25 protein-coding genes are annotated in these 21,345 nt (G+C 36.0%); 23 read left to right on the top strand and 2 right to left on the bottom strand.

Annotated features, from left to right (window positions below; all coding sequences use genetic code 11):
• The first annotated feature begins 107 nt into the window (after positions 1-107).
• From minC to sdaAA, 21 genes are all read left to right on the top strand, one after another.
• Entirely contained in the window at positions 108-746 is a 639-nt protein-coding gene (gene minC, locus CLOS_RS09035) for a septum site-determining protein MinC (protein ID WP_012159613.1), read from the top strand.
• A gap of 41 nt (positions 747-787) precedes the next feature.
• Positions 788-1,585 carry a septum site-determining protein MinD gene (gene minD, locus CLOS_RS09030; protein ID WP_012159612.1) on the top strand — a complete coding sequence of 266 codons (798 nt, stop codon included), beginning with the start codon at positions 788-790 and terminating at the stop codon, positions 1,583-1,585.
• Positions 1,586-1,607: 22 nt separating this feature from the next.
• On the top strand, positions 1,608-1,889 hold the full coding sequence (minE, locus tag CLOS_RS09025; protein ID WP_012159611.1) for a cell division topological specificity factor MinE: 282 nt from the start codon (positions 1,608-1,610) through the stop codon (positions 1,887-1,889).
• 168 nt (positions 1,890-2,057) lie between these two features.
• Positions 2,058-2,747 (top strand): murein hydrolase activator EnvC family protein, encoded by a 690-nt coding sequence (locus CLOS_RS09020; RefSeq protein ID WP_012159610.1) that lies wholly within the window; start codon positions 2,058-2,060, stop codon positions 2,745-2,747.
• An 18-nt stretch (positions 2,748-2,765) separates the two neighbouring features.
• Positions 2,766-3,647: a M50 family metallopeptidase gene (locus CLOS_RS15260; protein WP_012159609.1), complete on the top strand. Its 882-nt coding sequence runs from the start codon at positions 2,766-2,768 to the stop codon at positions 3,645-3,647.
• A 99-nt stretch (positions 3,648-3,746) separates the two neighbouring features.
• The gene (locus CLOS_RS09010) at positions 3,747-5,585 is read left to right on the top strand and encodes a TIGR03960 family B12-binding radical SAM protein (RefSeq protein ID WP_012159608.1); all 1,839 of its coding nucleotides are present in this window, start codon (positions 3,747-3,749) and stop codon (positions 5,583-5,585) included.
• Positions 5,585-6,334, top strand: coding sequence for a TIGR03936 family radical SAM-associated protein (locus tag CLOS_RS09005; protein ID WP_012159607.1), 750 nt, complete (start codon positions 5,585-5,587; stop codon positions 6,332-6,334). The genes CLOS_RS09010 and CLOS_RS09005 overlap by 1 nt, the downstream gene beginning before the upstream one ends.
• A 16-nt stretch (positions 6,335-6,350) precedes the next feature.
• Complete coding sequence (locus tag CLOS_RS09000) at positions 6,351-7,856, top strand: Rne/Rng family ribonuclease (RefSeq protein WP_012159606.1); 1,506 nt, start codon at positions 6,351-6,353, stop codon at positions 7,854-7,856.
• Between the two features lie 113 nt (positions 7,857-7,969).
• Positions 7,970-8,281, top strand: coding sequence for a 50S ribosomal protein L21 (gene rplU / locus CLOS_RS08995; protein WP_012159605.1), 312 nt, complete (start codon positions 7,970-7,972; stop codon positions 8,279-8,281).
• Positions 8,282-8,291: 10 nt separating this feature from the next.
• Entirely contained in the window at positions 8,292-8,624 is a 333-nt protein-coding gene (locus CLOS_RS08990; protein WP_012159604.1) for a ribosomal-processing cysteine protease Prp, read from the top strand.
• A 3-nt stretch (positions 8,625-8,627) separates the two neighbouring features.
• The gene (gene rpmA, locus CLOS_RS08985) at positions 8,628-8,930 is read left to right on the top strand and encodes a 50S ribosomal protein L27 (RefSeq protein ID WP_012159603.1); all 303 of its coding nucleotides are present in this window, start codon (positions 8,628-8,630) and stop codon (positions 8,928-8,930) included.
• Positions 8,931-9,154: 224 nt separating this feature from the next.
• Positions 9,155-10,447 (top strand): GTPase ObgE, encoded by a 1,293-nt coding sequence (gene obgE / locus CLOS_RS08980; RefSeq protein WP_012159602.1) that lies wholly within the window; start codon positions 9,155-9,157, stop codon positions 10,445-10,447.
• A 31-nt stretch (positions 10,448-10,478) separates the two neighbouring features.
• Positions 10,479-10,775 (top strand): ribosome assembly RNA-binding protein YhbY, encoded by a 297-nt coding sequence (yhbY, locus tag CLOS_RS08975; RefSeq protein WP_012159601.1) that lies wholly within the window; start codon positions 10,479-10,481, stop codon positions 10,773-10,775.
• A gap of 56 nt (positions 10,776-10,831) precedes the next feature.
• Complete coding sequence (gene nadD / locus CLOS_RS08970; RefSeq protein WP_049753816.1) at positions 10,832-11,479, top strand: nicotinate-nucleotide adenylyltransferase; 648 nt, start codon at positions 10,832-10,834, stop codon at positions 11,477-11,479.
• 4 nt (positions 11,480-11,483) lie between these two features.
• The gene (gene yqeK, locus CLOS_RS08965; RefSeq protein ID WP_012159599.1) at positions 11,484-12,095 is read left to right on the top strand and encodes a bis(5'-nucleosyl)-tetraphosphatase (symmetrical) YqeK; all 612 of its coding nucleotides are present in this window, start codon (positions 11,484-11,486) and stop codon (positions 12,093-12,095) included.
• Positions 12,082-13,032 carry an LCP family protein gene (locus tag CLOS_RS08960; RefSeq protein ID WP_012159598.1) on the top strand — a complete coding sequence of 317 codons (951 nt, stop codon included), beginning with the start codon at positions 12,082-12,084 and terminating at the stop codon, positions 13,030-13,032. Before yqeK ends, CLOS_RS08960 begins: the two co-directional genes overlap by 14 nt.
• Positions 13,033-13,074: 42 nt before the next feature.
• On the top strand, positions 13,075-13,440 hold the full coding sequence (rsfS, locus tag CLOS_RS08955; RefSeq protein WP_012159597.1) for a ribosome silencing factor: 366 nt from the start codon (positions 13,075-13,077) through the stop codon (positions 13,438-13,440).
• Positions 13,441-13,557: 117 nt separating this feature from the next.
• Positions 13,558-14,205 carry a helix-turn-helix transcriptional regulator gene (locus CLOS_RS08950; RefSeq protein WP_012159596.1) on the top strand — a complete coding sequence of 216 codons (648 nt, stop codon included), beginning with the start codon at positions 13,558-13,560 and terminating at the stop codon, positions 14,203-14,205.
• Positions 14,206-14,221: 16 nt separating this feature from the next.
• Entirely contained in the window at positions 14,222-14,599 is a 378-nt protein-coding gene (locus CLOS_RS08945) for a RidA family protein (protein WP_012159595.1), read from the top strand.
• An 83-nt stretch (positions 14,600-14,682) separates the two neighbouring features.
• Positions 14,683-15,354 carry an L-serine ammonia-lyase, iron-sulfur-dependent subunit beta gene (sdaAB, locus tag CLOS_RS08940; RefSeq protein ID WP_012159594.1) on the top strand — a complete coding sequence of 224 codons (672 nt, stop codon included), beginning with the start codon at positions 14,683-14,685 and terminating at the stop codon, positions 15,352-15,354.
• 21 nt (positions 15,355-15,375) lie between these two features.
• Entirely contained in the window at positions 15,376-16,251 is an 876-nt protein-coding gene (gene sdaAA / locus CLOS_RS08935; protein WP_012159593.1) for an L-serine ammonia-lyase, iron-sulfur-dependent, subunit alpha, read from the top strand.
• 71 nt (positions 16,252-16,322) lie between these two features.
• Here the strand turns inward: sdaAA and CLOS_RS08930 are convergent, their stop codons facing one another.
• Complete coding sequence (locus tag CLOS_RS08930) at positions 16,323-17,651, bottom strand: D-alanyl-D-alanine carboxypeptidase family protein (RefSeq protein WP_012159592.1); 1,329 nt, start codon at positions 17,649-17,651, stop codon at positions 16,323-16,325.
• A 160-nt stretch (positions 17,652-17,811) separates the two neighbouring features.
• Between CLOS_RS08930 and CLOS_RS08925 the strand changes: the two genes are divergently transcribed.
• Together CLOS_RS08925 and selD are read left to right on the top strand one after the other, a co-directional pair.
• Positions 17,812-18,435 (top strand): helix-hairpin-helix domain-containing protein, encoded by a 624-nt coding sequence (locus tag CLOS_RS08925; protein ID WP_012159591.1) that lies wholly within the window; start codon positions 17,812-17,814, stop codon positions 18,433-18,435.
• A 122-nt stretch (positions 18,436-18,557) separates the two neighbouring features.
• Positions 18,558-19,598 carry a selenide, water dikinase SelD gene (gene selD / locus CLOS_RS08920; RefSeq protein ID WP_012159590.1) on the top strand — a complete coding sequence of 347 codons (1,041 nt, stop codon included), beginning with the start codon at positions 18,558-18,560 and terminating at the stop codon, positions 19,596-19,598.
• A gap of 84 nt (positions 19,599-19,682) precedes the next feature.
• On the opposite strand, the gene CLOS_RS08915 is transcribed toward selD, so the two are convergent.
• Entirely contained in the window at positions 19,683-21,044 is a 1,362-nt protein-coding gene (locus tag CLOS_RS08915) for an alanine/glycine:cation symporter family protein (protein WP_012159589.1), read from the bottom strand.
• Positions 21,045-21,345: the final 301 nt, after the last annotated feature.

The raw sequence follows: 21,345 nt of genomic DNA, 5'->3' as shown, positions 1-21,345 counted from the left end.
GGCTTGAAATCTCCATTTTTAAGTTTTTTTTACATATTAAAGAAGGATTTATATTGTTTATGGAGAATTTAATAATCTGAAGCAATACGTTTGTGGAGGTAATACAGGTGGTTGAAGAAAATATAATAGAATTTAAAGGCAGTAAAAAAGGGATTTTAATTTATGTGAAGCCTCAATACGATTTTGAATTTGTAAAGCAACAGCTTGACGATAAAATCGAAAAAACACAGTCTTTTTATAAGGGAGCTAAAATTTTCGATATCCATTGTGACACGCTGAGCATCGAACAAAAAGAAGAATTAGGCGTTTTGCTTAAAACAAAATATAAAATGTATGTTTTAACATCAGAGGAAAGAGAGGCTTTAGAAAAAGAAGAGCTAACAGAATCAATTTTCTCTGGTATAGATGAAGGACAGACCAAGTTTATTCAAGGGACATTAAGATCAGGTCAAAACATTAATTTTGATGGAAATGTAGTGGTTCTAGGTGATGTTAATCCAGGTGCCCAAGTAACAGCATATGGAAACATTGTTGTCATGGGAAGCCTAAGAGGGGTTGCCCATGCTGGAGCCAATGGCAATATAAAATCCTGCGTCGCAGCCTTTTATTTAGATCCGACGCAGCTTCGAATTGCAGATTTTATAACGAGAGCGCCAGATGGTGACTATGAAAAACCGAAAGTTCCAGAGTTGGCTAGAGTTAAGGATCATATGATTTATATTGAGCCTTATTTAAATAAAAAATAATAGATTTCTTTGAAGCATAATAGGATAGGGGGAAGTTTTGTATGGGCGAAGTTATTGTTATTACCTCTGGAAAAGGAGGCGTCGGTAAAACAACTACGACAGCTAATATAGGTACTGGTCTAACACAGTTGGGCTATAAGGTAGTGGTGGTAGATGCGGATATTGGATTGAGAAACTTAGATGTAGTAATGGGGTTAGAAAACAGAATCGTCTATGATATTGTTGATGTTGTAGATGGTGTCTGCAGATTGAAGCAGGCACTGATTAAAGATAAACGATATGAGGGCTTATATTTACTACCAGCAGCACAAACGAAAGATAAAAATTCGATTACAACAGCACAGATGCAAAAACTGACATCTGAATTAAAACAGGAATTTGACTATGTTTTAATCGATTGTCCCGCTGGGATAGAGCAAGGCTTTAAGAATGCCATTGTAGGAGCTGATAGGGCTATCGTTGTAACAACGCCAGAGATATCCGCTGTAAGAGATGCGGATAGAATCATAGGACTTTTAGAAGCCGCTGAAATAAGAGATCCAGAGCTCATTGTGAATCGTATTCGAATTGACATGGTTAAAAGAGGAGATATGATGAATATCGATGACATGATTGATATTCTAGCCATTCGTCTCATAGGTGTAGTTCCTGATGACCAAGCTATTGTTATTTCAACGAATAGAGGGGAACCAGCAGTTACTGATTCGAATTCACTAGCGGGACAAGCATACAAAAACGTATCTAGAAGAATCGCTGGGGAAGAAGTACCTTTTATGAGTATGGAAAATGATGAGGGTTTTATGACTAAGCTAAAGAAAATATTTGGATTAGCTAAATAAATTTCGAGGGGAGGATACGAACATGGATTTGTGGAAATTTTTTAGCAAAGAATCTTCAACGAGTAAGAATGTAGCAAAAGAGAGATTAAAACTCGTATTAGTTCACGATAGAGCAAACTGTTCTCCTGACTTTTTAGAAATGGTTAAAGGAGATATTATCAAGGTTATTTCAGATTACATGGAAATTGATGAGGATGGATTAGATATTAGATTAACTAAAACTAAAAGAGAATATGATGATGCAAGTATACCTGCCTTAGTAGCGAATATACCGATAAAAAAAATGAAGGATCGGGGTAGGTAATAATTTTCCAATTGAATATGTTGGGTGTAAAGGCTATTTAATCTAATTAAATGGTCTTTACTTATTGGAAGCTTCTTTCTAGGAGCTTTTTTTATATGGAAGGATTCCATAAAGTAATAAATACGATGCGCAATCAATATATTATACTAAAGCAAAGGAGTGGTATATATGATTGTGCGTAAAAATAAAGGAAAATATTTTAATAATATATGGGGCAACGGAAAAGTTTTATTTATGAATTATGAAGATTGGCTGAATAAGACGTGGATTCGGCTCATAACAGTGCTCCTTATAACTGCCAGTATTTTTATGATAAAAGCACTTAAATTTGATGCACCTAAAAATGCAATCAACTTTTTAAAAGAAAAACTAGATTATAGCTATAGTATGGAAGATTATATTGGGAATCTTAAAGGGATTCCTAAGTATATCCAACACCTTGGTAATAAAACCATTGAGGCAATGAAAAGTGAAGATAAGCTGGCAGAGCGATTTATCATGCCAATTGATGGCGAAATAATTACGTATTTTAATGAGCCCATTGGTTCTACTGAATATAAAGCAAATGGTATGATTTTTAAAAGTGAAACAGGAACAAATATTTATTCCGTTGATGATGGGGTTGTTATTGAAGTAGGCTCTAATAAAGCCATAGGGAACTATATTATCATTAAACATAAAGGGGAACTACTTTCTGTATATAAATACTTAGGCGAAAATAATGTCAATATGAACCAAAGTGTAGATCGGGGTCAAAAGATTGGAACTTCAACAGAAAAATTTTTGTTGGAAGTATGGTATCGGAATGAGGCGATTGATCCGATTCAATATATGAATCTAAGCACAAAACAATTATAGTATGGAGCTAAAAATAAAATGACATTATTTAAAATATATAATATAGAAGTAAAGACCAGTTATTCAATAATTTTCATACTGATTTTCAGTATGATTTTTAATTATTTTTACAAGCTTCTGATATTGATTGCAGTTGTGTTCCTTCACGAATTATCTCATTGTTTCATGTGTATTTACTATGGAATTCAGGTAAAAGAAATTAAATTGTTTGTTTTTGGTGGCGTTGCAAAATTCTTAGGTGATATTGAAGGGAATTCAAAGCAGGAGATAGCCATTGCTTTAGCTGGACCGCTTTTAAATTTTATCCTGATATTGATTTCATTTGCTGTTTTAAGACTAGGAAATAAACCATGGCAGGAAAATATGGAATTTTTTATTACAGTCAATTTAAGCATAGGGCTGTTCAATTTGATGCCAATGCTTCCTTTAGATGGCGGAAGAGTGTTTAGAGGGCTGTTGGCTCCCTATCTAGGGATTAAAAAAGCCACCTATATGGTTATCAGGCTGGGATATATCCTATGCATCTTATTGTTTTCTATTGGAATATACTTAACATTCGTTTATAATATAGAGTATGCTTTTTTAAGTGCATTGGCTGTTTATATTGGGCTATCTAATGCAAAGGAGAAATCTAGAGTTAATCTGATATTTGCTAAAAATCTAGTGTTAAATAAAAAATCCTTATTTTATGAGGGAACCATGGAAGCCAAAAATATCATCGCCATGGAATTTATTGAGATAAGAAAAATACTGGAAGAGTTTACATTAGAAAAATATTATATTATAACAATTGTAGATACGAAAGGCAAAGTAATTGGAAGTATATCTGAAAGTGAAGTGATTGATGCTATTTTTAAGTATGAAAATACCACTACATTAGGCGAACTGCTAAGAATGTAGAAATATGGGACGGTATGATGGGATCTTTGAAGTAAATAAATAATTTTAGATAGTTTATGTTATGATATAACTAAAGATGATCTTGAAGGGAGAAAAATAATGAACCAGTTACAAATAGAGGAATTACTGTATAAAGTAGAAAAGCCTGCCAGATACCTAGGAAATGAAATTAATAGTATACATAAAGATGTAAAAGAGGACACGTTGCGTTTTGCTTTTTGTTTTCCAGACGTTTATGAAGTTGGCATGAGCCATTTAGGGATGCAGATCTTATATAATTTATTGAACAGCAAAGAAAATATTTTTTGTGAAAGGGTTTTTGCACCTGCAATGGATATGGAAGAAGAAATGAAGCGAAATCATATCCCCTTATTTGCTTTAGAAAGCAGACAGCCGATTCAACATTTTGACTTTGTAGGATTTACCCTTCAATATGAAATGAGCTATACCAATATATTAAATATGCTGAAATTAGCCAATATCCCCCTTTATAGTAAGGATAGAAAGGTTGAAGACCCAATTGTTATCGTGGGGGGACCCTGCGTATATAATTGTGAACCCATTGCAGATTTTATAGATATTGCAGTATTGGGAGAAGCGGAGGAAGTTCTGTTAGAAATTACAGATTTATACGCGGAACATAAAAAAGCAAAGTATGATCGGCAGGAGTTTCTAAGAAGGGCTGCATTGATCCAAGGCGTATATGTTCCTTCCCTATATGAAGTCCATTACAATGTGGATGGCACCATTCGATCTGTTGAGCCCAGGTATGAAGAAATACCGAGAACCATACAAAAAAGAGTTATTGAAAATTTAGATGAAGTATTTTATCCAGAAGAGATTATTGTCCCTTATTTGAATATTGTCCATGATCGAGTGATGATGGAGGTTTTTAGAGGTTGTATCCGAGGTTGTCGCTTCTGTCAGGCTGGGATTATCTACAGACCTGTTCGAGAAAAATCCTTCGATAGACTACAGGAAATAACCAAGGCTTTAGTAAATAGTACGGGGTATGATGAAATTTCTTTAGCTTCCTTAAGTACCAGCGATTATTCGCAGCTAGAGGAATTGGTCAGACATTTAATCGATGAATATGGCAGCAAAAAAATTGGCATTTCATTGCCTTCTCTGAGATTGGACAATTTTTCATTAGAATTGATTGAAGAGATCCAAAAAGTCCGAAAGACGGGGTTAACCTTCGCACCAGAGGCTGGAAGTCAGAGACTCCGAGATGTTATTAATAAAGGAATTACAGAGGACGACTTAGTCCATGCTGCTGAAAATGCCTTTAATTCTGGCTGGAGCAGTGTAAAGCTTTACTTTATGATTGGATTACCAACGGAAACAAACGAAGATCTATTGGGAATAAAGGATCTTGCTTTTAAGGTGGTCGATGCTTACTATAATGTACCAAAGGAGAAACGAGGAAAGGGATTAAATGTTACAGTAAGTGCTTCTACCTTTGTACCGAAGCCTTTCACGCCTTTCCAATGGGAGCCACAGGATGAGCTGAACAAAATTTATGAAAAACAAAAATTACTGGTGTCAGCGCTGAAGCATAAAAATATTACATTCAACTACCATGACTCTAAAACCAGTCTATTAGAAGCTGTATTTGCCAAAGGAGATCGAAGGCTTTCTAAGGTACTGGAAATTGCCGTAGAGGAAGGCTGTAAGTTTGATGGATGGATAGAACATTTTGACTTCGAAAAATGGATGGCAGTATTTGATAAAGCAGAAATAGATCCAGCATTCTATGCCAATCGTCATCGATCCTACGATGAGGTGTTACCTTGGGATCATATAGATGTAGGTGTGAGCAAAGAGTTTTTAATTAGAGAACATAAAAATGCTCAAGCAGAAAAAGTTACTGCGAACTGTAGGACAAGCTGTTCAGGCTGTGGCGTTAATCAGATATTTACGGGAGGTATATGCTAATGGTAACCATACGTTCTAGATTTTATAAAAAAGGAGATATGGTTTTTATCTCTCACTTAGATCTTGTAAGGGTTTTTGAAAGGGCCATTCGGAGAGCAAATATCCCTGTCGATTATACACAAGGCTTTAACCCAAGACCAATCATGGCATTTGCTACGGCCCTAGGGGTAGGTGTGGCCAGCGATGGAGAATATATTGATGTTCAGTTGATGGAAGAAATGGATGCAGAATCCTTTAAAGATAGTCTAAATCATGTATTGCCTGAGGGGTTAGGTATAATCAAAAGTCTTGAAATAAGCTCTAAAGAACAATCATTGATGTCGGTCGTTGCCAGCTCCACTTACTTAGTACAATTTAGAACGACAGAATTATTGGAAGAAGACGCCATCAATCATCAAATCAAAGAATTTTTAGCCGAAGAATCCATCATAGAAATCAAGGAAAAAAAGGATAAGAAGAATAAAGGAAATCATCGGAATAAAAAACCTGTATTTTCAGAAACCAATATTAGACCATGGATTCACAGCATTACATTATTTTCACTAGATCAGCATACCATAGTATTAAAAATGGATTTAGCAGCAGGAAGCCAAGGAAATTTAAAACCAGAAGTGGTAGTTCAAAAGATGGATGAGCTTGAGAAAATTTCTATTATTTTAGATAGCGTAAGAATTCATCGTTTGGATTTATTTAAAGAAGAAAATGGAGAAAACAAAACACCATTGGACGGACTGGATACTCTTAAATAGGAGGCGAAAGGATTCTATGAACCAAATTATAGTAGATGTGGGCATCAGTGAAAATAGATTAGCGATCCTGGAAGATGAAGAACTGGTTGAGCTATACATCGAAAGACGGAACAATAAACGTATCGTGGGAAATATTTATAAAGGTAGGGTAGTGAATGTACTTCCTGGAATGCAAGCTGCCTTTGTAGACATCGGTTTAGAAAAAAACTGTTTTCTTTACGTGAAAGATGCTTTAGGGCAAGAATATTTTAATAAAAAGGATTTCGTGGATCGGGAAATATCCATTAAAGATGTGGTAAAACAAGGTCAGGAGATTATTGTTCAAGTGATCAAAGAACCCATTGCAGATAAAGGTGCAAGGGTAACGACTAATATAACACTGCCAGGAAGATACCTTGTGTTAATGCCAGATACACAGTATATCGGTGTATCTAGAAAGATCGGCAGTGCAGAGGAAAGGGAACGTTTGAAGGCTGAAATCGAAGCGTTGAAGCCGGAAAATATGGGCGTGATCCTAAGGACTGTAGCCGAAGGAAAGAGTAAGGACGATTTTCGAGAGGATATAAAATTTCTGCTGAAATTATGGCAGAAGATTGAAAAAGAAAAAAAATTAGGTTTTGCACCAAGGCTCATCTACAAGGATTTTGACTTGATCGATAAAACCATTCGAGATACCTTTAGTAAAAATATCCATGAATTTATCATTAATGATGAGAATGAATATAAAAGTGCCATGGACTTAGTAGAATTACTGTCACCAAATTTGAAGGACCGACTTTCTTATTTTGAGGAGAGCCATGATATATTTAGACATTATAAGATCGAATCACAAATTCATAAAGCCTTGGAAAGAAAAATATGGCTAAAGAGCGGTGGCTATATTGTTATAGATAGCACGGAGGCCCTGACGGTTGTAGATGTAAACACAGGGAAATACGTCGGTATAACGGATTTAGAGGATACTGTTTTAAAAACAAATTTAGAGGCAGCTGTAGAAATTGCAAAGCAGTTAAGGTTGAGGGATATCGGTGGAATTATTATCATCGACTTTATCGATATGTCCAATGAAGAAGATGAGCAGAAGGTATTGAATTTACTAGAAAAATCCTTAAACAAAGATCGAACTAAAAGTAAAATCTTAGGAATGACAGAACTGGGCTTAGTTGAAATGACAAGAAAAAAGGTAAGACAGAAGCTAGAGTCCGTAATGCAAAAAAAATGCCATTGCTGTGATGGATCTGGAAAGCTGCTCAACGAATATACATTGCTTCAAAGGTTTGAAAAAGAAATGCGGCGCATTGCGCTACATACCAGTTGCGAGGCAGTTATATTCGAAGTTCATCCAACGGCATTCAAAATATTTGAAGAAGAGTTTATTACTCGCAAGGAGATCGAGGGTCTAACAAAGGTTCAATCCTTTATTGTGCCCAATCCTTCTCTAAATTTTGATGATCTAAAGACTAAGGCCATGGGCAGTCTGGAAAATGTCAAAAAAGTATTGAATGATTTGTCTACCAAATAGTTGACACCATAGGGTTGCTATGGTATTATATATATCTGTAGGTAGCCGCACAAATCGGGTTTAAAACGCAAGTACCTAGCATTTGGCGAGTTTGGGTCAGGGAGGTGTAATGAATGTACGCAATTATTGAAACAGGTGGAAAACAATACAGAGTTCAAGAAGGAGATACTTTATTCGTTGAAAAATTAGATGCGAATCAAGGAGATATCGTTACAATTGACAGTGTATTAGCAGTTTCAAAAGATGGTAACTTAACTGTTGGAGCGCCAATGGTTGCAGGAGCTAAAGTTGAAGCTAAAGTTCTTGAACAAGGAAAAGCTAAGAAAATCATCATTTTCAAATATAAGCCGAAAAAGGATTATAGAAGAAAGCAAGGACATCGTCAACCGTACACAAAATTAGTTATTGAGAAGATTAATGCTTAGGAATTAGTCTATGATATCAATTTCTATTTATCGTAATCGGAAGAAAGGCATTGAACAATTTATTGTAACAGGTCATGCCTATGCGGCAGAACCTGGACAGGATATCGTATGTGCTGCGGTTTCTGTTTTAACACAGACCACAGTCTTAGGGCTCTATGAAGTAGCGCAGGTTGCTATCGAACATGAAATAAAGAGCGGATATCTAAAATGTAGATTGCCAATGAATTTAACGGAAAAAGAGCTATATGACATAAAGCTTTTAATGGATACGATGCTCCTTGGACTAAAAAATATTCAAGAGAGTTATCCACAATATATTGAGATTCATGACAAGGAGGTGTAAGTCATGTTATTTAGAATAGATCTTCAATTATTCGCCAGCAAAAAAGGGGTAGGTAGCTCCAAAAACGGTCGTGACAGTATTTCCAAAAGACTAGGCGTAAAAAGAGCAGATGGACAGTTTGTTACAGCTGGTAATATTCTAGTAAGACAAAGAGGAACAAAAATCCATCCTGGTGTTAACGTAGGAAAGGGATCTGACGATACTCTTTTTGCAACAGCAGATGGAATTGTTAAGTTCGAAAGAAAAGGTAAAGATAAAAAGCAAGTTAGTATTTATCCAAGAGAAAATACAGTAGCTGCTAACTAAAAAACCGCCCAAGGCGGTTTTTTTAATGTGAAAGTTGTATTTTAGTATGGGATCAGAATTTATATGTTTTCTTTGCAACATGTATGGTTATACTAAATTTAGTTGACATCAGACTGATTATTGATATAATAAAATGGTAAAATAGTGAAGAGTGTGTATAATTATATATTGCTATAATTATGGTACTTACAAAGCTAGATTATAGTAATAGTTGAGGTGATTATATGTTTATAGATAAAGCAAAAATATATTTAAAGGCTGGAAAAGGCGGCGATGGTGCCGTTGCTTTTAGAAGAGAGATTTATGTTCCAGCAGGAGGACCTGCCGGCGGCGACGGTGGTAAGGGTGGAAATATTATTTTCCAAGTAGATGAAGGCATGAGAACTTTAATGGATTTTCGATATCAAAAACATTATTCTGCTGAAAATGGAGAAGATGGAAAAAATAGAAATATGTATGGAAAAGATGGTACTGATCTCGTATTGAAAGTGCCACCGGGAACTATTGTGAGAGAAGAGAACACTGGCGAGATTATTGCCGACTTGACGGGCTCTGAGGATCAGGTAGTGGTAGCAAGAGGTGGAAAAGGCGGGAAAGGTAATAGTCACTTTAAGTCTTCTGTTAGACAGGCCCCAAGGTTTGCTATTGCTGGAGAAAGAGGACAGGAGCTAACTGTAGTATTAGAATTGAAATTAATTGCAGATGTAGGATTGGTAGGATTTCCGAATGTTGGAAAATCTACGCTATTGTCCGTCGTCACAAGTGCAAAGCCTAAAATTGCCAATTATCACTTTACAACATTGACACCGAACTTAGGGGTGGTTCGAACTAAATTTGGTGACAGCTTTGTTTTAGCAGATATCCCAGGATTAATAGAAGGAGCTCACGAAGGAACAGGCCTTGGACATGAATTTCTAAGACATGTTGAACGTACGAAGCTACTGATTCATGTATTGGATGTAGCTGGACTAGAAGGAAGAGACCCGCTGGAGGATTTTGAAAAGATAAATCAAGAACTGCATTTATATAATGAGAAGTTGGCAGAAAAACCACAAGTAGTGGCAGCGAATAAAACTGATATTCCAGGTGCGGAAGATAATTTAGAAAAATTGAAAGCAGTTTTAAGCGAAAGAGGAATTGAGGTATTTCCAATATCTGCTGCTACAAGCCAGGGCTTGGATGAGCTTTTAAGCTATGTATCAAAGCGATTGAAAGAACTAGAGGAAATAGAAGCTTTAAAAGCAGACACTGCGCCAAAAGAAGAGAAGGTATATAAATACGAGGAGACAGAGGATAAATATCACTTTACGGTTACTAGGGAGAATGATGTATACATTGTAGAAGGCCGATTTATTGAAAGATTAATTAACTCCACGAATTTTGATGACATAGACTCCTTAAGCTATTTCCAAAAAGTGTTGAGAAACAGAGGCGTTATTGATCGATTGAAAGAAGCTGGAATTTCTGAGGGCGATTTAGTGAAGATGTACAGTGTAGAATTTGAGTATTTTAATTAGAAAATAAATAGAAGCATAAAGGAGTAGAATAATGCTAACAGGAAAACAAAGAAGTTATTTAAAAAGTATAGCCAATGGATTGAAACCGATCACGCAAATTGGGAAATCTGGTATAACGGATGCCTTTCTAGAGCAATTGGATTTGGCTTTAAATTCGCGAGAAATTGTTAAGGTTACAATTTTGGAGACCAGCCTATTAGAAACAAAAGAAACTGCAAATGAGGTGGCACAGAAGGTACGAGCTGAATTTGTACAAGCCATAGGAAATAAATTTGTGATCTATCGTAAAAATCATGAGAATCCTAAAATAGAGTTGCCAAAGCGCTAGTGCATGTCACTGGCTTTTTTGCTAAGTGAATATAAATGTTAAAGGAGACCCTATACGTGGCTGAAGATATGAGCTCAAATCAAAGAATGGTGGAGAAAAGAAAAATAGGAATTATGGGTGGAACCTTTGATCCAATCCATTGTGGACATTTGTTTATTGCCGAGACTGCCCTCGATGTGTTTCAATTGGATAAGGTATTGTTCATACCGGCAGGAGACCCTCCTCATAAAAACGAAAAGCTGATTACAGATAGTGGTCATCGCTTCCAGATGATAAAACTGGCCATTGAAGATAATCAAAACTTTGAGGCTTCGGATATGGAAATCATGAAACAGGAAAAATCCTACACCATAGAAACCATTAAAATATTGAGATGCCAATATGGAGAAGAGACGGACCTTTATTTTATTACAGGAACGGATGCTTTTGTTGGGTTAGAAACCTGGAAAGAATATCAGAAACTTTTGAGTCTAACGAACTTTATCGTTATGACTAGAACCATAAGCAATCCCATGGTGCTAGAGGAAAAAATCAGCCAGTTTACCGAAAAATTTAACGCAAAGGTTTTTAAGATAGATATTCCAACATTGGATATTTCATCCACAGACATACGGAAAAGGGTTCAAGAAGGTAGAAGCATAAAGTATCTTCTTCCTTATGATGTAGAGGAATATATACGGAATCATCACCTATACGAGGATTAATGGAGTGATAATATTGAGAGAAGAGGTCATTAGACAGATTCATCAACAGTTGAAAAATAACGTGTCAGAGCGCAGATACCGTCATATTTTAGGCGTAATAGATGCGGCTGTTTATCTGGCGAGAAAATACGATGAAAACGAAGAATCGGCATATATCGCAGCCTTATTTCATGATTACGCAAAGAATTATTCCAAGGAAGAATTAATGCAATATATGAATCAATACGATTTAAAGACCGATGAAATTATGCAAAGTACCTATCAGTTATTGCATGGAAAAGTGGGCGCACATATTGCTAGGATCAGTTATAATATAGACAATGAAGATATACTAAATGCAATTGAATATCATACCACTGGAAGAAAAGGAATGAGTAAACTAGAAAAAATAATTTACTTAGCCGATTTTATAGAATTAGGTAGGGATTATCCAGGGGTTGAAGATTTGAGGCTGATTTCAGAAGAAGGTCTAGATAAGGCAATGGTTCAAGCCTTGAATAACACCATAGGATATGTTCTATCCATGGGGAGCTTATTGCACACAAATACGATTGAAGCTAGAAATGAGATTATAATACAACTTAAGCGTAAAGAGGTGACTTATGGGAAAAAATAAGGCAAGAAAAGTGAAAATTGTTCCAATCATATTCATTGTAGCCATCTTATTGGTGGGCGGCAGTTTATTTAATATCTATAAGGCCAATCCCTTCATTGTAATCGATGAAAATACAAATATGGGTAATCCATTGGATGTTCTATCCAACAAAAAAGATCGTATTAATATCCTTGTATTTGGTGTAGATTCACCGGATAAAGAAAAAAGCAACCATTCCCGGTCGGATAGTATCATGCTACTTACAATGGATTCTAAAAAAGAGAGACCTACCATGATCTCCATACCCAGGGATACACGGGTTAAAATTCCAGGCAGAAAAAATTTCGATAAAATTAATCATGCCCATGCTTATGGCGGGCCGGAGCTGTTGGTTAAAACAGTGGAAGAATTTTTAGAAATCGATATTACATATTATGTTAGAATCAATTATAATGCTGTAATAGAGGTGGTAGATGCTTTAGGCGGCGTGGAAATAGATGTTCCAATGAACATGAAGTACAGTGACCCCTATGCCACACCTCCATTAAATATAGATCTAAAAAAAGGGTTGCAGACATTAAATGGAAAACAATCCGTTGAATTTATGCGATTCAGAAAAGGGTACGCCAATCAAGATTTAGGGAGAATTGAAGCACAGCAACAGTTCATAAAAGCATTATTGGATACTGCGATTTCTCCATCGACGATATTAAAGGTACCAGAACTAATTGATATTGCGTATAGAAATGTGGATACAAATATATCTAAAAGCAAAATGGCTTCTTTAGGGATGATGGCTACTTCCATTAATACAGAAAATATTGTTAAACTTACTTTAGAAGGAGTACCTAAAACCATTAATGGGATATCGTATTATGCAGTGGAAAAGAAAACCGTAGAAGAATTAAAAGACAATTATTTCAGTAAGGTGAATGATGATTCAATTGTAAGTGAATAAAACAGAGACTCATTATCATGAGATAAAAATAGGAGGGATTCAATGAAAAAAGATTTACTAAGGATCGTTCAGAAAGTAGTACATTGTATTGATGATAAATCTGGAACCAACATCGTAGCTTTGGACCTTGGTGGAGTAACATCCATCTGTGATTATTTTGTTATTGCAAGTGCTTCTTCTTCTAGACAAGTGAAAGCCATCGTTGACGAACTCGAAGACCGATTGCTGCTGGAAGATATAAAATTAATCCATAAAGAAGGTTATGACTCTGCAAGATGGGTATTATTAGATTATGGAGATATTATTATTCATATCTTTCATAATGAAGATAGAATGTTCTATAACTTAGAAGGTATCTGGAAAGATGCAAATAAAGTAAGTATTGACATTAATAATCAATTAGAATAAAGTATAGACAATGTAAAAAATATTAAATGCTGAATACAAGAATATATTGAGCATTTAATAGGTTGCTAATTTCAACAATTTTCAGAACATACCTAAATTAATACTGTGGAGGAAACTATGAAGAAAGAAATACATCCAATATTGAAGAGCATTATTCCCTTAATTGAGGGAATAGCGGCAACCTTCGGTAAAAACTGTGAAGTTGTTTTGCATGAGATCAATGGCTCTCATAAGTCAATCATTGCCATATATAATGGTCATGTAACGGGCAGAACTTTAGGGAGTCCGATGTTAGATATCGGAATCAAGGCATTGAATCAGGATGATAGCGTCAGTAACATTATAAATTATAAAAATAAAAGCCCTCATGGCCATGTATTAAAGTCATCGACTACATTTATTCGGGATGAAAATGATAATATTATCGGGTGTTTATGTATCAATATTGATATTTCCCAATTTGTATTGGCGCAAAAAGCATTAGAAGAGTTCATCCATACGAGCCTAACTACGGATATTGATGTGGATGACAGTACATCCAACAGTGTAAACGATGTCCTTACGAATATTGTAAGACAAACCATTGAAGATACGGGTAAACCCGTTGCTTATATGAACAAGGATGAAAAGGTTCATGTGGTTAAAAAATTAAATGAACAAGGTGCCTTTTTAATCAAGGGCGCAATTGATTATGTAGCCAAGATTCTTTGTGTATCTCGATACACAGTCTATAATTACTTAGACGAGATAAGAATAAATGAATAAAAGGAGTGGATGAATCATGGAAGTAGTAAATACTAAAAAATCACCAGCAGCAATAGGACCATATTCACAAGCAATAAAGACGGGAGATTTACTATTTATTTCCGGTCAATTACCGATGGACCCAGAAACGATGTCAATCATATCTGGCTCTGTTAAAGACCAGACGGTAAAAGCGATTGAGAACTTAAAGGCAATCTTAGAGGAAGCAGGTCTTACATTAAATAACGTAGTCAAAACTACTGTATTTATTAAAGACATGAACGATTTTGCTGATATCAATGAAATATATGCTAGTTATTTTGTAGAAAATAAACCTGCTAGAGCATGTGTGGAAGTTGCTAGATTACCTAAAGATGCACGAGTTGAAATAGAAGCAATCGCTACATTTAAATAACAATTAATGAATGACCGTACTCTGTATGGTCATTCATTAATCATAGGATAAAGCAATATAATTGTTCGTTAGGAGAGAAGTGTATGAAAGAATACAGTATATTTGATGTTGTTGGCCCAAACATGATCGGTCCGTCCAGCTCTCATACTGCTGGCGCTTGTAGAATCGGTAAAGCAGCGAATAAAATGGCTGGAAGTCATATGAAGAAGGTGACTTTTCTACTCCATGGCTCTTTTGCAAAAACTTATCGTGGACATGGTACAGATAAGGCTTTAGTCGGTGGTATATTAGGATTCGATCCAGATGATGAAAGAATAAAGGACTCCTTTGACCTTGCCAAGGAGAAGGGCATCGACTTTAGCTTTCAAGAGAGAAATTTAGGAGATGTACACTCTAACACGGTTAAAATAATCATTGAAAAAGAAGATAGCGAAACATTAGAACTGCAAGGTTCTTCCATTGGCGGCGGCAATATTGTAATTAATGAAATTAACGGCCTAGAGATAAAGTTTACAGGCGAATACGATACATTGATCGTTTCTCATACGGACAAACCAGGTGTCATTGCTAAAGTAACGGCTGTTTTAGCCTTGTATGACATCAATATTGCTTTTATGAGGGTATATCGATATACGAAGGGACAAAACGCCTTTATGATTATAGAAACGGACAACGAGATAGCTCCTGAAATCGTGACCTACATTAAGAAGACCATACCAGAGGTTCCGCAGGCTTATTTGGTGAATATAAAGTAGAATAAGGATAGGTGAAACTCAATGAACTTTACAAACGGCAAGGAATTAATCGAACTATGCAACAAACATCATAAGAAAATCTATGAAATCATGCTGGAGAAGGAAGTTAATTTATCTGGGCTGAGCATTGAAGATATTCGCGAAAAGATGAGCGTAAGCTTGGAAATTATGAAAAAATCTGTGGATACTGCATTAAATGAAGGTGTTAAATCTGTAAGTGGACTCATTGGAGGAGAAGCTAAGAAGATCCATGAAAGAAGCATCCACCATAAATCTGTATGCGGCTCTATTATGTCAAAAGCCGTTAGTAGTGCCATGGGGGTATTAGAAGTCAATGCAGCTATGGGAAAAATAGTCGCTGCACCAACAGCTGGTTCCTGCGGCATTATACCAGGAACATTGGTTACAATTCAAGAAGAATTTGATTTAGATGATGAGGAAATTATCAATGCCCTAATTACGGCCAGTGCCGTAGGGATGATCATCACTAGAAATGCTACAGTTGCAGGTGCTGAAGGGGGCTGTCAGGCTGAAACTGGTTCCGCTGCTGCAATGGCTGCTGCTGCTGTGGTCGAACTTATGGGAGGATCTCCAGAAGCCAGCTTACATGCAGCATCGATGTGTATTAAAAATATTTTGGGACTGGTTTGTGATCCCATTGCTGGGTTGGTAGAAGCACCATGTCAAAAACGAAATGCCTTGGGTGCAGCCAATGCTTTAATATCTGCTGAAATAGCACTGGCTGGGGTTCCTAGCATTATTCCTTTCGATGAAGTGGTAGATACCATGTATAGAGTAGGGAGAGCAATTCCCTTTGAGTTGAGAGAAACTGCGCTTGGTGGACTGGCAGATACGCCAACAGGAAGAAGCATACAAAAACAAATTCTTGGTGAATAAGAGGAGAAAAAATCCATGTATCGTATGTAAAGAAGCAAGACTTCTTTTAGGATACATGGATTTTCTATACCTTATTTAAAAACGTTTTTGTTGAATTGATATAGGGGAACCCTTCTTTTACCATAGGAAAAGCTCTTTCTTCGCTTTCTCTTTTGGATTCGCAAATATGCAACAAATATTTGCCACAATACAAATAGAAAGAGTACACCCATTAAAAGTTTTTGAAGACTAAAAATTTTTTTGAAAAAAGGTTGCTCATTGATATTGAATTGGGCGATTAATTCTACTTCCCCAAGAATATCCCCATCCAAGGTATAAATAAGTTTGCCCAAGGTATCGCCTTGTTTTACCGGAGCCTGAATATTTTCATTTAAATAAAGACTTTCCTTAATGTTTGTATATTCTGTACCGAGAGGGACTACAGTAAGTTTATCATTCAGTATGGAAAGAGCAACAAAATCTTGAGCACCATTTCGTATGGGAATATGAATCGAATCTAGGTTATGATTGGTAAGAGATATCAGCTTAAAGTTTTCATAACCATAGTCAATCAATCGTCTGGAATCAGAGTAAACATGATTGCCCTCTGCTCCAAGTACCACAGAAATTAGGCGATGATCGTTCTGGAAACTGGAGCTTATCAAGCAGTTGCCAGCAGCGCCTGTGTATCCAGTTTTTAGACCATCAATAATGTCATATTTAATATTGATATAGCTTCCATTGTAAAGCATATGGTTAGCAGATCCTGTTCCCCATAAAAACTTATTTGTATTTCTATAGTATCGAGTTTCCGGTGTTTGTTCCGTAGGTTCTAAAATGAGCATTTCTGTTTTCACAGTTTCTCTAAAAAGATCAAATGTCATCGCATGCTTTGATATCATTGCTAAGTCGTAAGCAGTAGTGACGTGATTTGTGTCTGGCAATCCATGAGGATTTGTAAAATTCGTATTGAATGCGCCTAGTTCTTTGGCACGAGCATTCATTTTTTCAACAAAGCTGTCTACTGAGCCAGCAATATGAATTGCGAGAGCTTCCGCCGCATCATTTGCGGATCGAATTAATAAGGCTTGCAGCAATTCGCGTACTGTAAAAGACTCACCTTTTAAAAGGTACATACTAGAGCCATCAACATATAGATCATAATCAATCGTCACTTTATCATCTAAATTAGCATTTTCCAATACCATAACAGCAGTCATAACTTTGGTAGTACTGGCAGGATATGCTTTTTCATGAGCATTCTTATTATATAAAACAGTGCCAGTTTCGTAATCGATTAACACTCCGTAAGGTGCACTGATGTCAGGCTGTTGACCTTGTGCAAATACCATGCTTTCAAAAGAGAAAGATAGAATCAATGTGAAAATTATAGTTAGTATATAGAATGGTTTACTTCTCATAATCTACCCCCTGTAAAATACTTTCGTTCCTCTAGTATATCAGAAAAATGAAAGAAAATTAAGGAAAATTTATTCTTAATAAAAGGAAAAAATGTAAATCCATAGAATTATAATAAAAAGATTATTTTTAGAAAAATGAAAAAATGGGGGCGCATTAAATATGAGGAAAAAACAGAATATCATTGTATTAATTGCAGTAGTATTTATCGTAGGTTTTTTCTCTATTTCTAGTTATATGAATAAGCAGAAGGTATACGTGCTAAGCAATGAGGCCAAGAAGGATGCTACATTAGAAGGGAACAGGCCCTATAATGATAGCAACAACACAATTATCAAAAAGATCATCGTTCATATTGAAGGGGACGTCATAAATCCAGGCGTATATGAATTGGATGCAAATTCAAGGGTTTTTGATGCGATCGATGCTGCGGGAGGGCTACAACAAACTGCAGATCGAAAGAAAATAAATTTAGCTAAGAAAATAATTGATGAAGAGTATATTTACATTCCTAGAGAGGGAGAAGAATTAACCGTAGGCTCTTTTGGAAATGTACCTACCACGAATCTAGTAGGCGGTGATACCAAGAGTAATTTAATAAACATTAATACTGCCAGTGCGGCTGAACTAACAGCATTGCCTGGAATCGGAGAAGTACTTGCCAATCGGATTATAGAGCATAGAACCAGTAAAGGAAGCTTTGGTTCTATAGAGGACCTAAAAAATGTCAGTGGTATTGGGGATAGAAAATTTAGCGATATCAAGGATAAAATTACAGTTAAATAAAGATCAGTTTCAAGAAAAGCTCCTTTTAAAACTGCATTAGAGGCTTTTATTATGAGATGAATCATGTATAATATATATTGTTAAAAGGTATATGAATATTCTTATCACGAAGGAGGAGGAATATGAATCAAAACAGAAGATTAACCCAAATGACAAAAAGTGCTGGTTGAGCTGCAAAATTAGGACCGGATGTCCTTGCACAGGTTCTGTGCGATTTACCTAAAATAGAAGATCCAAACCTAATTGTAGGATTAGAGACTTCGGATGATGCAGCTGTTTATAAAATAAATGATGATATGGCCTTAATTCAAACCCTAGATTTCTTTACACCTGTAGTGGATGATCCCTATACATATGGTCAAATAGCGGCGGCAAACTCTCTAAGCGATGTTTATGCCATGGGAGGAAGGCCATTAACTGCAATGAATATTGTCTGTTTTCCAAACTGCTTAGATCCCAAAATATTGAATCAGATATTAAAGGGCGGTGCAGATAAAGTATTGGAGTCGGGTGCATTATTAGTCGGGGGGCATACAGTAGAAGATGACGAACCGAAATATGGACTTTCTATTACAGGAATTGTTCATCCTAAAAAGGTATGGGCCAATAGTACTGCTAGGGAAGGGGATTATTTAATATTGACAAAGCCTGTTGGTCTTGGCGTATTAAATACCGCTATTAAAGCAGATATTGCAACGAAGGAGCAGTATGATGGGGCTGTAAAGGTGATGTCTATGTTGAATAAATATGCATTTGAAGCCTTAGAAAACTTAGATGTTTCAGCATGTACCGATATCACAGGCTTTGGATTTTTAGGACATGTCTATGAAATGGCGAAAGGTAGTGGCGTATCTATAGAGATTTTTGCTGATAAGGTACCGCTGATAGATGGTGCCAAGGAGCTTGCTACCATGGGAATTATTCCAGCTGGAATGTATTCGAATAAAAAGCATATTGAAAATGAGGTTTTAAAAGAGCAGGATATAGAAGATGCAATTGAAGACTTGCTATATGATCCACAAACCTCTGGCGGTTTATTAGTTTCTATAAGTGAAAAAGATTTACCAGATGCTTTGGAAAATTTATCTTTGATTGAAAGTAATGGCTTTTCTGTTGTGGGAAGAGTTCTGCCAAGAAGTGACTATGCTGTTTATGTAAAGTAGGAACTTTTATTGTTGTATATAGGGCATAAATAAAAAACGAGTATACAATACTCGTTTTTTATTTATACTTAATTAATTTAAAAACTATTTACTGGTTGCTTTACCAGAGAAATACTCTTTTGTTAGCTTGATTACAACACCACTTAATGCTAATAAACCGACTAAGTTTGGAATCATCATTAATCCGTTCAATGTATCTGCAATACCCCAAACAAGGTCTAAGCTAGAGATACAACCAATGAATACTAGTGGTACCCAAAGCATTCTGTAGAACTTAACAGCACCTAGTCCAAATAAATATTCCATAGCTTTTTCTCCGTAGAAGGACCAACCTAATATTGTAGAGAAAGCAAATAATAGAATACCGATTGCAACGATAGCGCCACCGAAAGGAATAACACTATTAAATGCAGCAATTGTTAAAGAAGCACCAGTTGCGCCTCCTTGCCATACGCCAGTAGTTAAAATCGCTAGACCTGTAATACTTGCGATTACAATTGTATCAATAAATACTTCGAAAACTCCCCATAGGCCTTGTTGTACAGGGTGGTCTGTTTTAGCAGTCGCATGGGCGATTGGCGCAGAACCAAGACCAGCCTCGTTTGTAAATACGCCACGGGCAACCCCGAATCTCATTGCTGCCATAACTGTTGAACCTGCAAAACCACCAACAGCAGCTCTACCAGAGAAAGCACTACTGAAGATTTCTGCAAATGCAGCTGGAATTTGACTTGCATTTGCAAGTACAACTACTAAACCACCAACAATATAGAATGCAGCCATGAAAGGAACAAGCATTTCAGTAACAGAAGCAATACGCTTTAATCCACCGAAGATAATTAGTCCAGTAGCAACTGCTAGCAAAGCACCTGTAACCATTGGCGGAACAGAGAATGTATCGCTAAGAGCAGAAGCAATAGAGTTGGATTGAGTCATATTACCAATTCCAAAACCAGCAATTGCAGTTAATGCTGCAAACACAGTAGCCAACCATTTCATGTTTAGACCATTTTTAATATAGTACATAGGTCCTCCAACCCAAGCACCTTCAGCATTTTTCTCACGGTATTGGATTGCAAGAACTACCTCAGCAAACTTTGTCATCATACCGAAGAAAGCTGCAAACCACATCCAGAATAAGGCACCAGGACCACCAAGAGAGATAGCTGTAGCAACACCAGCGATATTACCAGTACCTACTGTAGCTGCTAAAGCTGTGGAAACAGCTTGGAAAGGCGTAATTTCATTTTCGCCAACCTCTGTTTTGTCAAACATTTTTACGACGGTATTTTTCATTGTATAGCCAAATTTTCTAATTTGGAAGAATCCACTTCTAAAAGTAAATAAGAGACCAGTTCCAACAACTAACACTAACATATAAGGACCCCAAACGAAATCATTAATAATTCCGTTAATTTCTCCTATTGTATTTAATAATGCAAACATTAAAATCCCCCTTTGTTATAATTAGGATATTATCATTAAAAATGCATGATATAATGTGATGAACCATTTACTTTCATAAATAAAATCAAAATATAATATCGAGTCTATATTAATTTCCTAAACTATTTAGACTTAAAAGATAATTCTTTAAATTCTGAATAATATCATCCTTAAGGATATCCTCCCCCTCAGCGCCAATGTATTTTACATAAATAAGAAATAAATGTTACGGAAATAATAAATGGTTGTTACAAATATCTAATACATTTTTAATTTAAATACATGTTATCATAATAATGAG

The sequence above is a fragment of the Alkaliphilus oremlandii OhILAs genome (assembly GCF_000018325.1).
Taxonomy (GTDB): Bacteria; Bacillota; Clostridia; order Peptostreptococcales; family Natronincolaceae; genus Alkaliphilus_B; species Alkaliphilus_B oremlandii.
Note: the sequence above shows the minus strand (reverse complement) of the source record. Positions and strands in the feature narration are given on the sequence as shown.

Bases quoted from the DNA above. Each gene is read 5' to 3' on its own strand.
- CLOS_RS08915 (WP_012159589.1), bottom strand. From the start codon at position 21,044: ATGTTTGCATTATTAAATACAATAGGAGAAATTAACGGAATTATTAAT.
- CLOS_RS09010 (WP_012159608.1), top strand. From the start codon at position 3,747: ATGAACCAGTTACAAATAGAGGAATTACTGTATAAAGTAGAAAAGCCT.
- CLOS_RS08960 (WP_012159598.1), top strand. From the start codon at position 12,082: ATGGGAAAAAATAAGGCAAGAAAAGTGAAAATTGTTCCAATCATATTC.
- CLOS_RS08925 (WP_012159591.1), top strand. From the start codon at position 17,812: ATGAGGAAAAAACAGAATATCATTGTATTAATTGCAGTAGTATTTATC.
- CLOS_RS09020 (WP_012159610.1), top strand. From the start codon at position 2,058: ATGATTGTGCGTAAAAATAAAGGAAAATATTTTAATAATATATGGGGC.
- CLOS_RS08945 (WP_012159595.1), top strand. From the start codon at position 14,222: ATGGAAGTAGTAAATACTAAAAAATCACCAGCAGCAATAGGACCATAT.
- rpmA (WP_012159603.1), top strand. From the start codon at position 8,628: ATGTTATTTAGAATAGATCTTCAATTATTCGCCAGCAAAAAAGGGGTA.
- minD (WP_012159612.1), top strand. From the start codon at position 788: ATGGGCGAAGTTATTGTTATTACCTCTGGAAAAGGAGGCGTCGGTAAA.
- minE (WP_012159611.1), top strand. From the start codon at position 1,608: ATGGATTTGTGGAAATTTTTTAGCAAAGAATCTTCAACGAGTAAGAAT.
- rplU (WP_012159605.1), top strand. From the start codon at position 7,970: ATGTACGCAATTATTGAAACAGGTGGAAAACAATACAGAGTTCAAGAA.
- sdaAB (WP_012159594.1), top strand. From the start codon at position 14,683: ATGAAAGAATACAGTATATTTGATGTTGTTGGCCCAAACATGATCGGT.
- CLOS_RS08950 (WP_012159596.1), top strand. From the start codon at position 13,558: ATGAAGAAAGAAATACATCCAATATTGAAGAGCATTATTCCCTTAATT.
- yhbY (WP_012159601.1), top strand. From the start codon at position 10,479: ATGCTAACAGGAAAACAAAGAAGTTATTTAAAAAGTATAGCCAATGGA.
- CLOS_RS09000 (WP_012159606.1), top strand. From the start codon at position 6,351: ATGAACCAAATTATAGTAGATGTGGGCATCAGTGAAAATAGATTAGCG.
- sdaAA (WP_012159593.1), top strand. From the start codon at position 15,376: ATGAACTTTACAAACGGCAAGGAATTAATCGAACTATGCAACAAACAT.
- rsfS (WP_012159597.1), top strand. From the start codon at position 13,075: ATGAAAAAAGATTTACTAAGGATCGTTCAGAAAGTAGTACATTGTATT.
- CLOS_RS15260 (WP_012159609.1), top strand. From the start codon at position 2,766: ATGACATTATTTAAAATATATAATATAGAAGTAAAGACCAGTTATTCA.
- CLOS_RS08930 (WP_012159592.1), bottom strand. From the start codon at position 17,651: ATGAGAAGTAAACCATTCTATATACTAACTATAATTTTCACATTGATT.
- obgE (WP_012159602.1), top strand. From the start codon at position 9,155: ATGTTTATAGATAAAGCAAAAATATATTTAAAGGCTGGAAAAGGCGGC.
- CLOS_RS08990 (WP_012159604.1), top strand. From the start codon at position 8,292: ATGATATCAATTTCTATTTATCGTAATCGGAAGAAAGGCATTGAACAA.
- CLOS_RS09005 (WP_012159607.1), top strand. From the start codon at position 5,585: ATGGTAACCATACGTTCTAGATTTTATAAAAAAGGAGATATGGTTTTT.